This is a genomic window from Planococcus plakortidis (assembly GCF_001687605.2).
In the GTDB taxonomy this organism is placed as follows: Bacteria; Bacillota; Bacilli; order Bacillales_A; family Planococcaceae; genus Planococcus; species Planococcus plakortidis.
Map to the genome: position 1 here is coordinate 126024 of NZ_CP016539.2, position 14544 is coordinate 140567.

The 14544-nt window shown below is 50.7% G+C and carries 13 protein-coding genes and 1 pseudogene; all 14 read left to right on the forward strand.

Going from position 1 to position 14544, the window contains the following annotated elements:
- The first annotated feature begins 40 nt into the window (after positions 1 to 40).
- The 14 genes and pseudogenes from tuf (at position 41) to rplW (ending at position 14543) form a co-directional block, all read left to right on the forward strand.
- Positions 41 to 1228, forward strand: a complete 1188-nt coding sequence (gene tuf, locus BBI15_RS00610; protein WP_068871334.1) for an elongation factor Tu — start codon at positions 41 to 43, stop codon at positions 1226 to 1228.
- Positions 1229 to 1641: 413 nt separating this feature from the next.
- The gene (ilvE, locus tag BBI15_RS00615; protein WP_068871336.1) at positions 1642 to 2544 is read left to right on the forward strand and encodes a branched-chain-amino-acid transaminase; all 903 of its coding nucleotides are present in this window, start codon (positions 1642 to 1644) and stop codon (positions 2542 to 2544) included.
- Between the two features lie 339 nt (positions 2545 to 2883).
- Entirely contained in the window at positions 2884 to 4617 is a 1734-nt protein-coding gene (gene ilvB / locus BBI15_RS00620) for a biosynthetic-type acetolactate synthase large subunit (protein WP_068871338.1), read from the forward strand.
- The gene (gene ilvN / locus BBI15_RS00625) at positions 4614 to 5126 is read left to right on the forward strand and encodes an acetolactate synthase small subunit (RefSeq protein ID WP_068871340.1); all 513 of its coding nucleotides are present in this window, start codon (positions 4614 to 4616) and stop codon (positions 5124 to 5126) included. Before ilvB ends, ilvN begins: the two co-directional genes overlap by 4 nt.
- A 30-nt stretch (positions 5127 to 5156) precedes the next feature.
- Positions 5157 to 6188: pseudogene (gene ilvC / locus BBI15_RS00630) on the forward strand (ketol-acid reductoisomerase); the annotation flags it as partial.
- Positions 6175 to 7716 carry a 2-isopropylmalate synthase gene (locus tag BBI15_RS00635; RefSeq protein ID WP_068871344.1) on the forward strand — a complete coding sequence of 514 codons (1542 nt, stop codon included), beginning with the start codon at positions 6175 to 6177 and terminating at the stop codon, positions 7714 to 7716. The pseudogene ilvC and the gene BBI15_RS00635, both read left to right, overlap by 14 nt.
- A 29-nt stretch (positions 7717 to 7745) precedes the next feature.
- On the forward strand, positions 7746 to 8846 hold the full coding sequence (gene leuB, locus BBI15_RS00640) for a 3-isopropylmalate dehydrogenase (RefSeq protein ID WP_068871346.1): 1101 nt from the start codon (positions 7746 to 7748) through the stop codon (positions 8844 to 8846).
- A 19-nt stretch (positions 8847 to 8865) separates the two neighbouring features.
- Entirely contained in the window at positions 8866 to 10284 is a 1419-nt protein-coding gene (leuC, locus tag BBI15_RS00645; protein ID WP_068871348.1) for a 3-isopropylmalate dehydratase large subunit, read from the forward strand.
- 18 nt (positions 10285 to 10302) lie between these two features.
- Complete coding sequence (gene leuD / locus BBI15_RS00650) at positions 10303 to 10896, forward strand: 3-isopropylmalate dehydratase small subunit (RefSeq protein WP_068871350.1); 594 nt, start codon at positions 10303 to 10305, stop codon at positions 10894 to 10896.
- Positions 10897 to 11034: 138 nt separating this feature from the next.
- Positions 11035 to 12363, forward strand: a complete 1329-nt coding sequence (locus BBI15_RS00655) for a Na+/H+ antiporter family protein (protein WP_068871352.1) — start codon at positions 11035 to 11037, stop codon at positions 12361 to 12363.
- A 256-nt stretch (positions 12364 to 12619) separates the two neighbouring features.
- Entirely contained in the window at positions 12620 to 12928 is a 309-nt protein-coding gene (gene rpsJ / locus BBI15_RS00660; RefSeq protein ID WP_068459695.1) for a 30S ribosomal protein S10, read from the forward strand.
- 49 nt (positions 12929 to 12977) lie between these two features.
- A complete protein-coding gene (gene rplC / locus BBI15_RS00665; RefSeq protein WP_068871354.1) occupies positions 12978 to 13607 on the forward strand; it encodes a 50S ribosomal protein L3 in 630 nt (209 codons plus the stop codon).
- A gap of 28 nt (positions 13608 to 13635) precedes the next feature.
- Positions 13636 to 14259: a 50S ribosomal protein L4 gene (rplD, locus tag BBI15_RS00670; protein WP_068871356.1), complete on the forward strand. Its 624-nt coding sequence runs from the start codon at positions 13636 to 13638 to the stop codon at positions 14257 to 14259.
- The gene (rplW, locus tag BBI15_RS00675; protein ID WP_068871358.1) at positions 14259 to 14543 is read left to right on the forward strand and encodes a 50S ribosomal protein L23; all 285 of its coding nucleotides are present in this window, start codon (positions 14259 to 14261) and stop codon (positions 14541 to 14543) included. Before rplD ends, rplW begins: the two co-directional genes overlap by 1 nt.
- The last annotated feature ends 1 nt before the right edge of the window (position 14544 follow it).

The window sequence follows — 14544 nt, forward strand, 5'->3', positions numbered from 1 at the left end:
ACTACTACTATTAACTTACATTCTGAGGAGGATATTTCTAATGGGTAAAGCTAAATTTGACCGTTCTAAAACACACGCTAACATTGGTACAATCGGACACGTTGACCATGGTAAAACAACTTTGACTGCAGCAATCGCTACAGTTCTTGCTAGAGCATCAGGCGGGGAAGCTCGTTCTTACGACCAAATCGATAACGCACCTGAAGAAAAAGAGCGCGGTATCACAATCAACACTTCTCACGTCGAGTACGAAACTGAAACACGCCACTATGCACACGTTGACTGCCCAGGTCACGCCGACTATGTTAAAAACATGATCACTGGTGCTGCACAAATGGACGGCGGGATCCTAGTAGTATCTGCTGCTGACGGCCCAATGCCACAAACTCGTGAGCACATCTTGCTTTCACGTCAAGTAGGCGTACCTTACCTTGTAGTATTCATGAACAAATGCGACATGGTAGACGACGAAGAGCTTCTTGAACTAGTTGAGATGGAAGTTCGTGACCTATTGTCTGAATATGACTTCCCTGGCGATGACATCCCAGTCATCAAAGGTTCTGCGCTTAAAGCCCTTGAAGGCGAGCCAGAATGGGAAGAAAAAATTCTTGAGTTGATGGCTGCAGTTGACGAGTACATCCCAACTCCAGAACGCGACACTGACAAGCCATTCATGATGCCAGTTGAGGACGTATTCTCAATCACTGGCCGTGGTACAGTAGCAACTGGCCGTGTTGAGCGTGGACAAATCAAAGTCGGCGACAACGTTGACATCATCGGTCTTACTGAAGAGCCAAAATCTACAACTGTTACAGGTGTAGAAATGTTCCGCAAATTGCTTGACTATGCTGAAGCTGGCGACAACATCGGCGCACTTCTTCGCGGTATTTCCCGTGACGACGTTCAGCGTGGACAAGTTCTTGCTAAACCAGGCTCAATCACTCCACACACAAACTTCAAAGCTGAAGTTTATGTTCTTTCAAAAGAAGAGGGTGGACGCCACACTCCATTCTTCACAAACTACCGTCCGCAGTTCTACTTCCGTACAACTGACGTAACTGGTGTTTGTAACCTTCCTGAAGGCGTAGAAATGGTTATGCCTGGCGATAACATCGAAATGGATGTTGAGCTAATCTCTCCAATCGCGCTTGAAGAAGGTACTAAGTTCTCTATCCGTGAGGGTGGACGTACTGTAGGCGCTGGCGTTGTAGCTTCTATCCAGAAGTAATCCGCTTGTGTTCAAAACCCCCAACTCATTATGAGTTGGGGGTTTTTTGCGTTTTTTTTAAAATTAAAAATGAAAATTATGTGACAGGATACAGGGTTTAGAGGCTGGACGATCCGTTTAATCGCTGAAGGCATGGTATTGCAAATCCTCGATAAGGGTGGACTTTTCTATTTTTCATACGCAATATATCGCATTTCCATAAAATATTCAAACTTTTTTAAAAATATTTAAAACCGCGCTGCATCAACAATGTAAACGGATACAAATGATTTCAATGTTCAGAATTAGCAAAAAAATCTCATTTTGTTTGTTGACACCCTTTGGAATAGGCGATATGATAGCAACAATTTAACAAGACAAAGCATTCGCAGCGCCAATCCCCATAAAAAATTTCGGAGAAAGAAGTGGACATCATGACTGAACAAGTAATCTATATGAACGGTGAATTTGTAAAAAAGGAAGATGCCAAGGTTTCAGTTTATGATCATGGCTTCCTCTACGGCGATGGAGTCTTCGAAGGCATCCGTTCCTATAATGGGAATGTCTTTCGTTTAGAAGAGCATCTTGAGCGCCTTTACGATTCGGCTAAATCAGTGATGCTTGAAATTCCGCATACTTTCGAAGAAATGACGCAGCTGGTCGTGGAAACGCTCCGGCAAAACAAATTGAAGGATGCCTATATCCGCTTAGTCGTCTCTCGGGGTGTGGGAAATCTAGGGCTCGATCCATTCAGTTGTGCAAAGCCGAATGTCATCGTCATCGCAGAACCGCTTTCTTTATTCCCGAAAGCCTTGTACGACAGCGGCATTGAAATCGTCTCAGTCGCTTCAAGAAGAAGCCGCTCAGACGTCCTTAGCCCAAAAGTGAAGTCACTCAACTATATGAACAACATCCTAGTGAAGATCGAAGCAAGCTTGGCGGGTGTTTCCGAAGCGCTTATGCTGAACGACCAAGGCTATGTAGCGGAAGGGTCGGCCGATAATATCTTCATCGTCCGGAAAAATAAACTGCTGACGCCTCCCGGTTATGTGGGAGCGCTTGAAGGGATCACACGCAACGCCATCATGGAAGTGGCAGCTGAAAAAGGCTATCAAATCGAAGAGGGCGTCTTTACCAGACACGATGTCTATGTAGCGGATGAAGTGTTCCTGACAGGGACGGCAGCAGAAGTCATCGCCGTCATCAAAGTCGATGGACGCGTAATCGGCGACGGCAAGCCAGGGCCTGTCACGAATGACCTGTTGGAAGCATTCCGGGAGCTCGTGCAGCAGGATGGCGTGAAAGTATATAACGCAGAACATTTAAACGCAGTATAAATTCATAAGATCAATTCAATGACGAGGTTAAAGCAAATGGAATACAGCATTTACAGAGAGCCGGGGTGGTGGAAGCCGGCAATGCTGCCAGATGCGACATCCCCTCTGAGTGGAATGCTGAACGGCTCCAGCCTTCTAGGTGTTCCCGGTGACTGCAAGTGACGGGTTATCGTTATCAGCGGATAAGAAATTATCCATGAGGCTGCAGCTCGCAGCGAAATAGGGTGGTACCATGAAGCTTTTTCATCCCTATGCAAAGAAGAGGTCTTCTTTGTGTAGGGATGGAAAAGCTTTTTCATTTGGCACTTCCGAAGACTTAAGAAGAAGGAGGCGGAAAGATTGGGAGTAAACGTAAAGGTCAGAGAAGAACTCAAACAAGGATTATCCGGCAGCGGGGCGGACGTATTGATTCAATCATTGAAACAGCAGGGTGTTGAGATCATTTTTGGCTACCCAGGAGGTGCGGTTCTGCCAATCTATGATGCCTTGCATCGAAACCCGATCCGCCACATCTTAGCGAGACATGAACAAGGCGCAATCCATGCGGCGGAAGGATACGCCAGGGTTTCCGGAAAACCGGGAGTGGTCATCGCCACGTCCGGGCCGGGGGCGACGAACCTTGTCACCGGGATTGCGGACGCCATGCTCGATTCCTTGCCGCTCGTCGTCTTCACCGGGCAAGTTGCCACATCGGTCATCGGCACCGACGCTTTCCAGGAAGCGGATATCGTGAGCATCACCCAGCCGATCACGAAACATAATTATCAGGTGAAAAAAGCGGAAGATCTTCCGCGAATCATCAAAGAAGCATTCTTCATCGCTTCGACAGGGCGCCCGGGACCGGTAGTTGTTGATATCCCGAAAGATGTATCGACGATGCTGTTCGCCGGAAGCGAAGAACAGGCGGATGCAGATGTCTACTTGCCGGGCTATCAACCAACCACTTCACCGAATTATCTGCAGATCCAAAAGGCAGTGCAATTGCTGTCGAAAGCGAAAAAGCCGGTGATCCTGGCAGGCGCCGGGGTATTGGCCGCGAGAGCTTCAGAAGAGCTTCAAGTCTTTGCGGAGCATCATCAAATCCCGATCGTAAATACTTTGCTTGGGCTCGGTACGGTCGGCGGCGATCATGAATTGTTCCTCGGGATGGGAGGCATGCACGGAACATACGCAGCGAATACGGCGATTTGCGAATGTGATGTGTTGCTCAATATCGGAGCCCGTTTCGACGATAGGCTCACGGGGAATCTAGCCTCGTTCGCGCCGAACGCGGAAGTCATCCATATCGATATCGATCCGGCGGAAATCGGGAAGAATGTCCCGACAGCGATCCCGATCGTATCGGATGCCAAAGCGGCATTGGTCGAGCTATTGAAAAGCAATTTCGAAAGCCCCGACGCAACAGAATGGCGCGTTAAGCTCCATGCATACCAAGAAGCTTACCCGCTTCAGTATCACCAAAAAGAACGGGTTGGCATCATGCCCCAGCAAGCGGTCGAATTGATCCACCGATTGACCGGAGGCGACGCGATCGTCACGACGGACGTCGGCCAGCACCAAATGTGGACAGCCCAGTATTACCGATTCAATAACCCACATAATTGGGTCACATCCGGCGGGCTAGGGACGATGGGCTTCGGCTTCCCGGCAGCAATCGGGGCGAAGTTCGCAAGACCGGAAGAAACGGTGGTGGCTGTTGTCGGTGATGCCGGATTCCAGATGACGATGCAGGAATTATCGCTATTGCAGGAATACCGCTTACCGGTGAAAATCGTCATCCTGAACAACCAAAGCCTCGGCATGGTCCGGCAGTGGCAGGAAACCTTCTACGAGGAACGCTATTCCCAGTCGATGATGCCGGTGCAGCCGGATTTCGTGAAACTAGCGGCCGCTTATGATCTCGATGGCTATAAAGTCGAAACGATGGAAGAAGCGGAAGAAGTATTCAAAAAAGCGTTTGAATCAGATGGCCCAGCGCTCATCGATTGCCGGGTAATCCAACTCGAATGTGTCTACCCGATGGTGGCGCCAGGCAAAGGGCTCAACGAAATGATCGGGGTGAAAGGCGAATGAAGCGAGTAATCACAACGACGGTCATCAACCAGAGCGGCGTCTTGAACCGGGTCACCGGGCTGTTGATGAAACGCCAATTCAATATTGAAAGCATTTCGGTCGGCCATACCGAGCAAGCAGGCATTTCCAAAATGACGTTTGTCGTCAATGTGGAAGATGAAGGGAAGCTCGAGCAATTGCTCAAACAGCTGCAAAAGCAAATCGATGTGCTGAAAGTGAATGACATCACCGATAAGGCGATGGTCATGAGGGAACTCGCACTGATCAAAGTGGTCGCACCGCCAGCTGCGCGCAGCGAGATTTACAGCATTGTGGAACCGTTCCGCGCGACCGTGGTCGATATGAGCAAAAACGTCACCACGTTCCAAGTGACAGGCGACCCGGAGAAGATCGAAGCCTTCATCGATTTGATGAAGCCTTATGGCATCAAGGAATTAACGAGAACCGGCGTATCCGCTTTTGTCAGGGAAACACAAAAAGCCCATACACCGCAATTGAACATCCTTTAAACTAAAACCCCAAACTCGAGGAGGAAATTAAAAATGGCAAAAATGTATTATAACCAAGACGTAAATGACCAGGCTCTAAAAGGACAGACAATCGCGGTGATCGGCTATGGTTCACAAGGGCATGCACACGCGCAGAACTTAAATGATTCAGGATTCAAAGTAGTGGTCGGTGTAAGACCCGGCAAATCATTCGACCAGGCGAAGCAAGACGGCCTGGAAGTGGCGACAGTCGCGGAAGCGGCACAAGCCGGCGACGTCATCATGGTCCTTGTGCCGGATGAGCGCCAGACACAAATCTACGAAGAGTCAATCAAGCCACATCTAACGGCTGGAAAGTCACTCGTCTTTGCACATGGCTTCAATGTTCATTTCAACCAAATCGTGCCGCCGAAAGATGTGGACGTCTTCCTTGTCGCCCCTAAAGGCCCGGGACATCTTGTCCGCAGAACGTTCGAAGCAGGAGCAGGCGTACCGGCGTTATTCGCAGTGCATCAAGATGTATCAGGCAATGCGAAAGACACCGCTTTGGCTTATGCAAAAGGGGTCGGCGCAGCCCGTGCAGGGATCCTCGAGACAACGTTCAAGGAAGAGACGGAAACGGACCTATTCGGTGAACAAGCGGTACTATGCGGCGGGGTGACCTCACTCGTCAAAGCCGGATTTGAAACTTTGGTGGAAGCGGGCTATCAGCCGGAACTGGCATACTTCGAATGCTTGCACGAACTAAAATTGATCGTTGACCTCATGTATGAAGGCGGTATGTCCGGCATGCGCTACTCGATTTCCGATACAGCGCAGTGGGGAGATTTCGTCTCCGGACCGCGCATTGTCGATGCCGATACAAAAGCCCGCATGAAAGACGTTTTGACGGATATCCAAACCGGCAAGTTCGCCAAAGGCTGGTTGCTTGAGAACCAATTGAACCGCCCGGAATTCACGGCGATCGAAAACGCCGAAGCGGAACACCAGATCGAACAAGTCGGCCGCGAATTGCGTGCGATGATGCCATTCGTCAATGAAAACAAAAAACCAAAAGAGGTGGCTGCCAATGTCTCAAATTGATATTTTCGATACGACACTACGGGACGGAGAACAGTCGGCCGGGATCAACTTGAATACAGCTGAGAAAATCGAAATCGCCCGCCAGCTCGAACGTCTAGGCGTGACGATTATCGAATCGGGGTTCCCGGCTTCATCGCCAGGAGACTTCGACGCAGTGCAGCGGATCGCAGGTACCGTAAAGAACTCTATCGTAACGGGACTGTCCCGCTCCATGAAAGCGGATATCGACCGGACATGGGAGGCCTTGAAGGGAGCGGAACAACCGCATATCCATATCTTCTTGGCGACCTCGCCCATCCATATGGAACATAAATTGATGAAAACACCGGAACAGGTCGTCGACATCGCTGTCGAATCTGTCCGCTACGCGAAAAAATTCTTCCCGCTTGTCCAGTGGTCGGCGGAAGATGCTTCCCGTTCCGACCCGGAGTTCCTAGCGCACATCATCAAGAAAGTCATCGAAGCAGGCGCGACGACAGTCAATCTGCCGGATACGGTAGGTTATGCGACGCCGGAAGAATACGGGGCGATGTTCCGTTATATGACGGAAAACGTACCGGGCATCGAAAACGTCAAGCTGTCCGCGCATTGCCATAACGATTTGGGCATGGCGACAGCGAACACGCTTGCTGCGATTGAAAACGGCGCGACGCAAGTCGAAGGCACGATCAATGGCATCGGTGAACGGGCAGGGAACGTCGCGTTGGAAGAAATTGCGGTAGCGCTCCACATCCGCAAGCAGTTCTATGAAATCGAAACCGGCATTAATTTGAATGAAATCAAACGCACGAGCCAATTGGTCAGCCAATTGACCGGCAGCATCATCCAGCCGAACAAAGCAGTCGTCGGGAAGAACGCCTTTGCGCATGAATCCGGCATCCATCAGGACGGCATGTTGAAAAACCCACTGACCTATGAAATCATCACGCCGGAATTGATCGGCGATGCGGCAACGGAACTGGTCCTTGGCAAACATTCCGGCAGGCACGCATTCCGCGACCGCGCAGTGAAGATGGGCTTCGAGTTGCCTGATGCCAAATTGAATGAAGCGTTCATCGAGTTCAAGAAACTCGCGGACCGCAAAAAGCAGATCACTGAAGACGATTTGTTCGTATTGCTGACCGACCAGCAAATCAATGATACGGAAACACCTATTTATGAGCTAGAAAGCGTGCAAGTGCAATACGGCACGGCGAACATCCCGACGGCGACAGCATCCGCTATCGGCCCGGACGGCACCATGATCCACGAAGCAGCAACAGGATCAGGGTCGGTCGAAGCGATCTTCAATACACTCGAACGCATCGTCGAAGGCAAAGTGCACATCCTGGACTATCGTGTGACATCCATCGGCAAAGGCCGCGATGCACTCGGGGAAGCCGTCATCAATATGAGCTACGACGGGGAGACCGTGACAGGCCGCGATGTCGCACAAGACGTGTTGGAAGCGACCGCGAAAGCGTATTTCAATGCAGTGAACCGACAGCTCGTAAAACAGGGGAATAAAACGAAGATCCAAGCAGTATAATCAAGCAAACCCACAGAGGAGGAATTACTATGGAAAAGACAATCGCGGTATTGCCAGGAGACGGCATCGGACCAGAAGTAACAGAGGCGGCAGTGAAGGTGCTAAAATCCATTGCGATGCGCTATGGGCACACATTCCATTGGAACTTCGCGGCCATCGGTGGAGCGGCAGTCGATGAATTCGGCAGCCCGCTGCCAAAAGAAACCGTTGAAGCGTGTGAAGCGAGCGATGCCATCCTCCTCGGTGCGGTAGGCGGCCCGAAATGGGACAACAACCCCGCAGAACAGCGCCCTGAAAAAGGGCTCTTGAATATCCGCAAACACTTCGATTTGTTTGCCAATGTCCGCCCGGTCAAGGCGGTACCGGCACTTCTCGGATCGTCCCCATTAAAAGAAGAAATTGCGCGTGAAGTGGACATGGTCATCGTCCGTGAATTGACTGGCGGATTGTATTTCGGGGAACCGAAACGCCATAACGAGAACTCCGCGGTCGATACACTCGTTTACACACGTGTGGAAATCGAGCGCATCGTCGACCAGGCATTCGAAATGGCCCGTTCGCGCCGCGGCAAACTGGCTTCGGTCGATAAAGCGAACGTCTTGGAATCGAGCAAGCTTTGGAGAAAAGTCGTCGAAGAACGCAAAGCGGGTTATCCGGATGTGGAAGTCGAACATATGCTAGTCGATTCGGCTGCCATGAAACTGATCACCAATCCACGGGCATTCGACGTCGTGGTAACAGAGAACATGTTCGGCGACATCTTGAGCGACGAAGCATCGGTCATCACTGGCTCACTCGGCATGCTGCCGTCCGCGAGCATCCGTTCAGACGGCTTCGGTTTATACGAACCGGTACACGGCTCGGCACCGGATATCGCAGGCCAAAACAAAGCAAACCCGTCGGCAGCGATGTTGTCGGCAGCGATGATGCTGCGCCAATCATTCGGCATGGATTCGGAAGCATCGGCCATTGAAGAAGCGGTCATGAGCGTCTTGGATGACGGCTATTGCACAGGCGATTTGTCGGCTTGCGGCAATAAAGTCATCTCGACGGAACGCTTCGTGGAAAAAGTCATCGAAGAATTGGAACGGGAATTCGTGTCGGAACACATCATGTTTTCCTACGTGTAAATGGAAGGGGCACTCTGCTATGGCAAAAACGATTATTGAAAAAATCTGGGAACAGCATATTGTATTCGAAGAGCCGGGAAAACCCGACCTGTTGTATATCGACCTTCATCTCTTGCATGAAGTCACTTCCCCGCAGGCATTTGAAGGCTTGCGCTTGAACGGGCGGAAAGTGCGGCGCCCGGACCTGTGCTTTGCGACGATGGACCATAACGTACCGACGCGCAACCGCTCCGTGATCAAAGACCCGATTTCCCGCAAGCAAATCAAGACGCTTCAGGAAAACTGCGACGAGTTCGGGGTGCCGCTTGCTGGGATCAATCACCCCGACCAAGGCATCGTCCACGTCATCGGGCCGGAACTCGGCCTCACGCAGCCAGGCAAGACGATCGTCTGCGGCGATAGCCATACGTCCACGCACGGTGCGTTCGGCGCGTTGGCATTCGGCATCGGGACAAGTGAAGTGGAGCATGTCTTATCGACACAGACACTTTGGCAATCCAAACCGAAAACGATGGAGATCCGCATCGACGGCGAACTGGGCTTCGGTGTTTCCGCAAAAGACATCATCCTTGCGATCATCTCGAAGTACGGCGTCGATATGGGAACCGGCCATATCATTGAATACACCGGGGAAGCGATCCGCAATTTGTCGATGGAAGAACGCATGACAATTTGCAATATGTCCATCGAAGCGGGCGCCCGCGCCGGTCTTGTCAGCCCAGATGAAACAACAGTCGAATATTTGCGCGGCAGAAGACATGTTCCGGAAGGCGAAGCATTTGAACGTGAAGCTGAGCGCTGGCTGGCGCTTGCGACAGATGAAGGCGCAAGTTACGACGTGTCGCACACCATACATGCGGACGACATTTCCCCGTTCGTCACATGGGGCACCAACCCATCGATGGGTTCCGGCATCGCTGAACACGTGCCGACAGCGGCAGATTACGACAAGCAGGAAGACCGGGACGCGTTGCGCCAGGCACTTGCTTATATGCAGTTGGAAGAAGGCGCTCCGTTATCGTCCATCGACATCCAACACGTCTTTATCGGTTCCTGCACGAATGCGCGCCTTAGCGACCTGCGGGCAGCGAGTGAAATCGTCAAAGGCAGGACAGTGCATCCGTCGGTCACGGCGATTGTCGTACCGGGTTCTGAGACCGTCAAGCGCGCAGCTGAAGCGGAAGGGCTTGACGAGGTGTTCTTGCAGGCTGGCTTTGAATGGCGCGAAACAGGCTGCAGCATGTGCCTCGCCATGAATGAGGATGCTGTGCCGGCAGGCGAACGCTGCGCATCTACTTCCAACCGTAATTTCGAAGGGCGCCAAGGCGCAGGCTCCATGACGCATTTGGTGTCACCCGTTATGGCGGCAGCGGCAGCGATCGAGGGGCATCTGACAGATGTCCGAAAGTTTATGAAAGAACCTGTGCCACAAGCATAACGGAAGGAGGAACTGGATTTGAAAGCCATCAATGAAATTTCGAGCGTCTTGACGCCGCTCGACCGCAAAAACGTCGACACTGACCAGATCATTTCAAAGGAATTCCTCAAGCGCATCGAACGCACGGGGTTCGGCAAGTATTTGTTCTACCATTGGCGTTTCAACGCTGACGGTACGCCGAATAAGGACTTTGTCTTGAACGACCCGCGCTTCCAAGATTCCGAGATCCTTGTGGCGCAGGAAAACTTCGGCTGCGGCTCCTCCCGTGAACACGCGCCGTGGGCTATCCTCGACTACGGATTCCGCGTGGTCATCGCGCCGAGCTATGCAGATATCTTCTATAATAACTGCGTGAAAAACGGCATCTTGCCGATCCGCCTGCAAGAAGCGGAAGTCACGGCCTTGCTGGAAAAAGGCAAACAAGCGCCATATCGGCTCGACGTTGACTTGAAACAGCAAACGGTGACAGCAGAAGACGGCACCAGCTATTCATTCGACATCGACCCGTACTGGAAAGAAATGCTGTTGAACGGCTGGGATGAGATCGCCTTGACGATTCAATACGATGCCTATATCCAGGCGTACGAAGAAAAGATGCGGCAAGCCCAATAACGCCCGCTCTTTGCCTTTTGGCAAGGAGCGTTTTTTTATGCCAGTTGGGAGCGGGTTTGCTGTGTTGACATCATTGGACAGTTTTGTTACTTTAGTAAAGTGCTTTAACGCTTTAGCAAACTAAAGGAGAAATGAACAATGAATGCAGTTATTATCGCAGTTTTAGTGATGCTTGTATTAAGCTTGCTCCGTGTCAACGTCGTCTTTGCCTTATTGATCGGCGCACTCGCCGGAGGGCTCAGCGGAGGGCTCAACTTCACTGATACTTTGACTTCCTATACAGACGGGCTGGGCGCTGGGGCCACCATCGCGCTCAGCTATGCCATGCTCGGCGGATTCGCCGTTGCGATTTCGCGCACCGGCATACCGGAATTGCTCGTTGCGGGTGTATTGAAGATGGTCAATAAAGAAGGGGAGGCGACACGCGAGAACTTGGCGAAAGCGCTCATCATCTTTGCGCTGTTCGCGATGGCGATTTTCTCGCAAAACCTGATCCCAATCCACATTGCCTTCATCCCGCTCTTGGTGCCGCCGATTCTGCACATCCTGAATGAATTACGCATCGACCGCCGGCTCATTGCTTCTGTCCTGACATTCGGGCTGACAGCACCGTATATTCTATTACCGTATGGCTTCGGCTTGATCTTCCATGAAATTCTCGCCACACAGATGGAACTGGCGGGCATGCCGATCGATATGGCGGATATCCCGAAAGCGATGGCGCTGCCGGTCGCAGGCCTATTCCTTGGTTTAGTGGTGGCGGTCTTCGTGTCTTACCGCAAGCCACGTGAATACCGGGCGGTGGAAGCGGCTACTATTATAGAAGAAACTCCAAAACGGACCGCTTCCATGAAAGACATCATCGTGACCGTCATCGCCTTGATCGCGGCGCTCTTTGCGCAGATCCAGAGCGATTCGATGATCATCGGCGCACTTGCCGGAATCCTGATCCTCTATGTCTTCGGGGCGATGAAGTGGAAAGAGGCGGATGACGTTCTGACAGCGGGCATGCGCATGATGGCATTCATCGGCTTCGTCATGATCTCGGCGAATGGATTCGCTTCGGTCATCCAAGCGACCGGGGCCATCGACTCGCTCGTTGAAAGTGCGGCGGCTATCTTCGGCGACAATAAAGGCCTGGCAGCGCTCGCCATGCTGATCGTCGGATTGTTCGTCACGATGGGCATCGGCTCATCGTTCTCGACGATTCCGATCATCGCCGCGATCTTCGTCCCGCTCAGTGTCGAGTTCGGCTTCTCGACGCTGGCGATCATCGCATTGATCGGGACAGCCGGCGCGCTCGGCGATGCCGGATCGCCTGCATCCGATTCGACACTTGGACCAACAGCGGGCTTGAACGTCGATGGCCAGCACAATCACATCTGGGACACAGTCGTCCCGACCTTCATCCACTACAACATTCCGCTCGTCCTGTTCGGCTGGATTGCGGTCATGTTTTTAGGGTGAGTCCGAAAGATTTCGACTATTACCGTATCGGTTGAAACTGAAAAGAATCCTGCTATACTAGTAAAAGCGAATGAAAAAGAATTTCGTGCAAAGTCTTGCGGAATTCTTTTTTATTTTGTATAATGGTGAATGTTGGTCTTTGACTGCGAAGAAGCGAGAGGTTACCGACACACCCGGCCGCTTTGCCATGGCGAGTGTGAGGAAAATTTTCGTGGAGAAGTCTATCCCAAAAATAGGCGAAAAGGGAGGGAAAATAATGGCAAAACAAAAAATTCGTATCCGTTTGAAAGCATATGATCACAGAATCCTGGATCAGTCTGCTGAAAAGATTGTTGAAACTGCTAAACGTTCAGGTGCTAGCGTATCAGGTCCGATACCGTTGCCGACTGAAAAGTCCGTTTACACAATCTTGCGAGCTGTCCACAAATACAAAGATGCTCGCGAACAATTCGAAATGCGCACACACAAACGTCTGATCGATATCGTTAACCCGACACCACAGACTGTTGACGCGCTAATGAAACTGGATCTACCATCCGGCGTTGATATTGAAATCAAACTATAATTGGTAAACGAAAATACAAAACATAAAATTTTGCAGGAGGTGTGACGACATGACCAAAGGAATCTTAGGTAGAAAAATCGGTATGACGCAAGTTTTTGCTGAGAACGGTGATTTGATCCCTGTAACTGTAATCGAAGCTACTCCAAACGTAGTGCTTCAGAAAAAGACAGTTGAAGTGGATGGCTACGAATCGGTACAACTTGGTTTTGATGACAAGCGCGAAAAGCTTTCGAACAAACCAGAGAAAGGCCACGTAGCAAAAGCAAACACTGCTCCTAAGCGCTTCATTCGCGAACTTCGCAATGTAAACTTAGCTGATTACGAGATTGGTCAGGAAGTCAAAGTAGATGTATTCGCAGAAGGCGATGTAGTAGATGTAACAGGAACTACGAAAGGTAAAGGTTTCCAAGGTGTTATCAAACGCCACGGACAATCACGCGGGCCGATGAGTCACGGTTCACGCTACCACCGTCGTCCTGGTTCAATGGGGCCTGTTGCTCCGAACCGCGTATTCAAACAGAAGAAATTGCCTGGTCAAATGGGCGGCAACACGGTCACTATCCAAAACCTTCACATCGTGAAAGTGGATGCTGAGCGCAACTTGCTTCTTATTAAAGGGAATGTTCCTGGTGCACGCAAATCACTAATCCGTGTTAAGTCGGCTATCAAAGCTAACTAATCACAGTTGAAGAAAGGAGGAAACAAGAATGCCTAAAGTAGCTTTACTAAACCAAACTGGTTCACAAGTTGGCGATATCGAATTGAACGATCTTGTCTTCGGCATTGAACCAAATGAATCTGTACTTTTTGATGCAGTCGTTGCACAACGTGCTTCTTTGCGTCAAGGTAACCATAAAGTCAAAAACCGTTCTGAAGTAGCCGGTGGCGGAAGAAAGCCATGGCGCCAAAAAGGAACTGGACGTGCCCGTCAAGGTTCGATCCGTTCACCACAATGGCGCGGAGGCGGTACCGTATTCGGACCGACACCACGCAGCTACAGCTATAAACTTCCTAAAAAAGTCCGCCGTTTAGCGCTTCGTTCTGCATTGTCTTCGGCAGTAGCGAACGAAAACCTATTGGTACTTGAAGGATTGGCTTTCGACGCACCGAAAACAAAGGAATTCACTAAGCTTGTGAATGACTTGTCTGTCGGCACGAAAGCATTGTTCGTAACAGCTGACCTTGATGAGAACGTGGCACTATCTGCACGCAACATCAAAGGCATGACAGTTGTTCCGGCTAACGGAATCAACGTATTGGACTTGCTTGGCCATGACAAAGTCGTCATGACTAAAGGAGCCGTAGAAAAAATCGAGGAGGTGCTTGGTTAATGGAAGCACGTGACATTCTAAAGCGTCCAGTCATTACCGAGCGTTCTTCTGAGGTAATGGCGGAGAAGAAGTACACTTTTGAAGTGGACGTTCGCGCTAACAAAACTCAAGTCAAACATGCAGTTCAGGAAGTCTTCGGCGTTCAAGTTGAGAAAGTCAACATCATGAACTACAAAGGCAAATTCAAACGCATGGGCAGACACGCAGGCTACACGAACAAACGCCGCAAAGCGATCGTGAAATTGACTGCTGATTCAAAAGACATCGAACTATTCGAAATGTAAT

Excerpts from the sequence above, each read along its gene's own strand:
- tuf (WP_068871334.1), top strand. The coding sequence starts at position 41 with ATGGGTAAAGCTAAATTTGACCGTTCTAAAACACACGCTAACATTGGT.
- ilvE (WP_068871336.1), top strand. The coding sequence starts at position 1,642 with ATGACTGAACAAGTAATCTATATGAACGGTGAATTTGTAAAAAAGGAA.
- ilvN (WP_068871340.1), top strand. The coding sequence starts at position 4,614 with ATGAAGCGAGTAATCACAACGACGGTCATCAACCAGAGCGGCGTCTTG.
- BBI15_RS00635 (WP_068871344.1), top strand. The coding sequence starts at position 6,175 with ATGTCTCAAATTGATATTTTCGATACGACACTACGGGACGGAGAACAG.
- leuB (WP_068871346.1), top strand. The coding sequence starts at position 7,746 with ATGGAAAAGACAATCGCGGTATTGCCAGGAGACGGCATCGGACCAGAA.
- leuC (WP_068871348.1), top strand. The coding sequence starts at position 8,866 with ATGGCAAAAACGATTATTGAAAAAATCTGGGAACAGCATATTGTATTC.
- BBI15_RS00655 (WP_068871352.1), top strand. The coding sequence starts at position 11,035 with ATGAATGCAGTTATTATCGCAGTTTTAGTGATGCTTGTATTAAGCTTG.
- rpsJ (WP_068459695.1), top strand. The coding sequence starts at position 12,620 with ATGGCAAAACAAAAAATTCGTATCCGTTTGAAAGCATATGATCACAGA.
- rplC (WP_068871354.1), top strand. The coding sequence starts at position 12,978 with ATGACCAAAGGAATCTTAGGTAGAAAAATCGGTATGACGCAAGTTTTT.
- rplD (WP_068871356.1), top strand. The coding sequence starts at position 13,636 with ATGCCTAAAGTAGCTTTACTAAACCAAACTGGTTCACAAGTTGGCGAT.
- rplW (WP_068871358.1), top strand. The coding sequence starts at position 14,259 with ATGGAAGCACGTGACATTCTAAAGCGTCCAGTCATTACCGAGCGTTCT.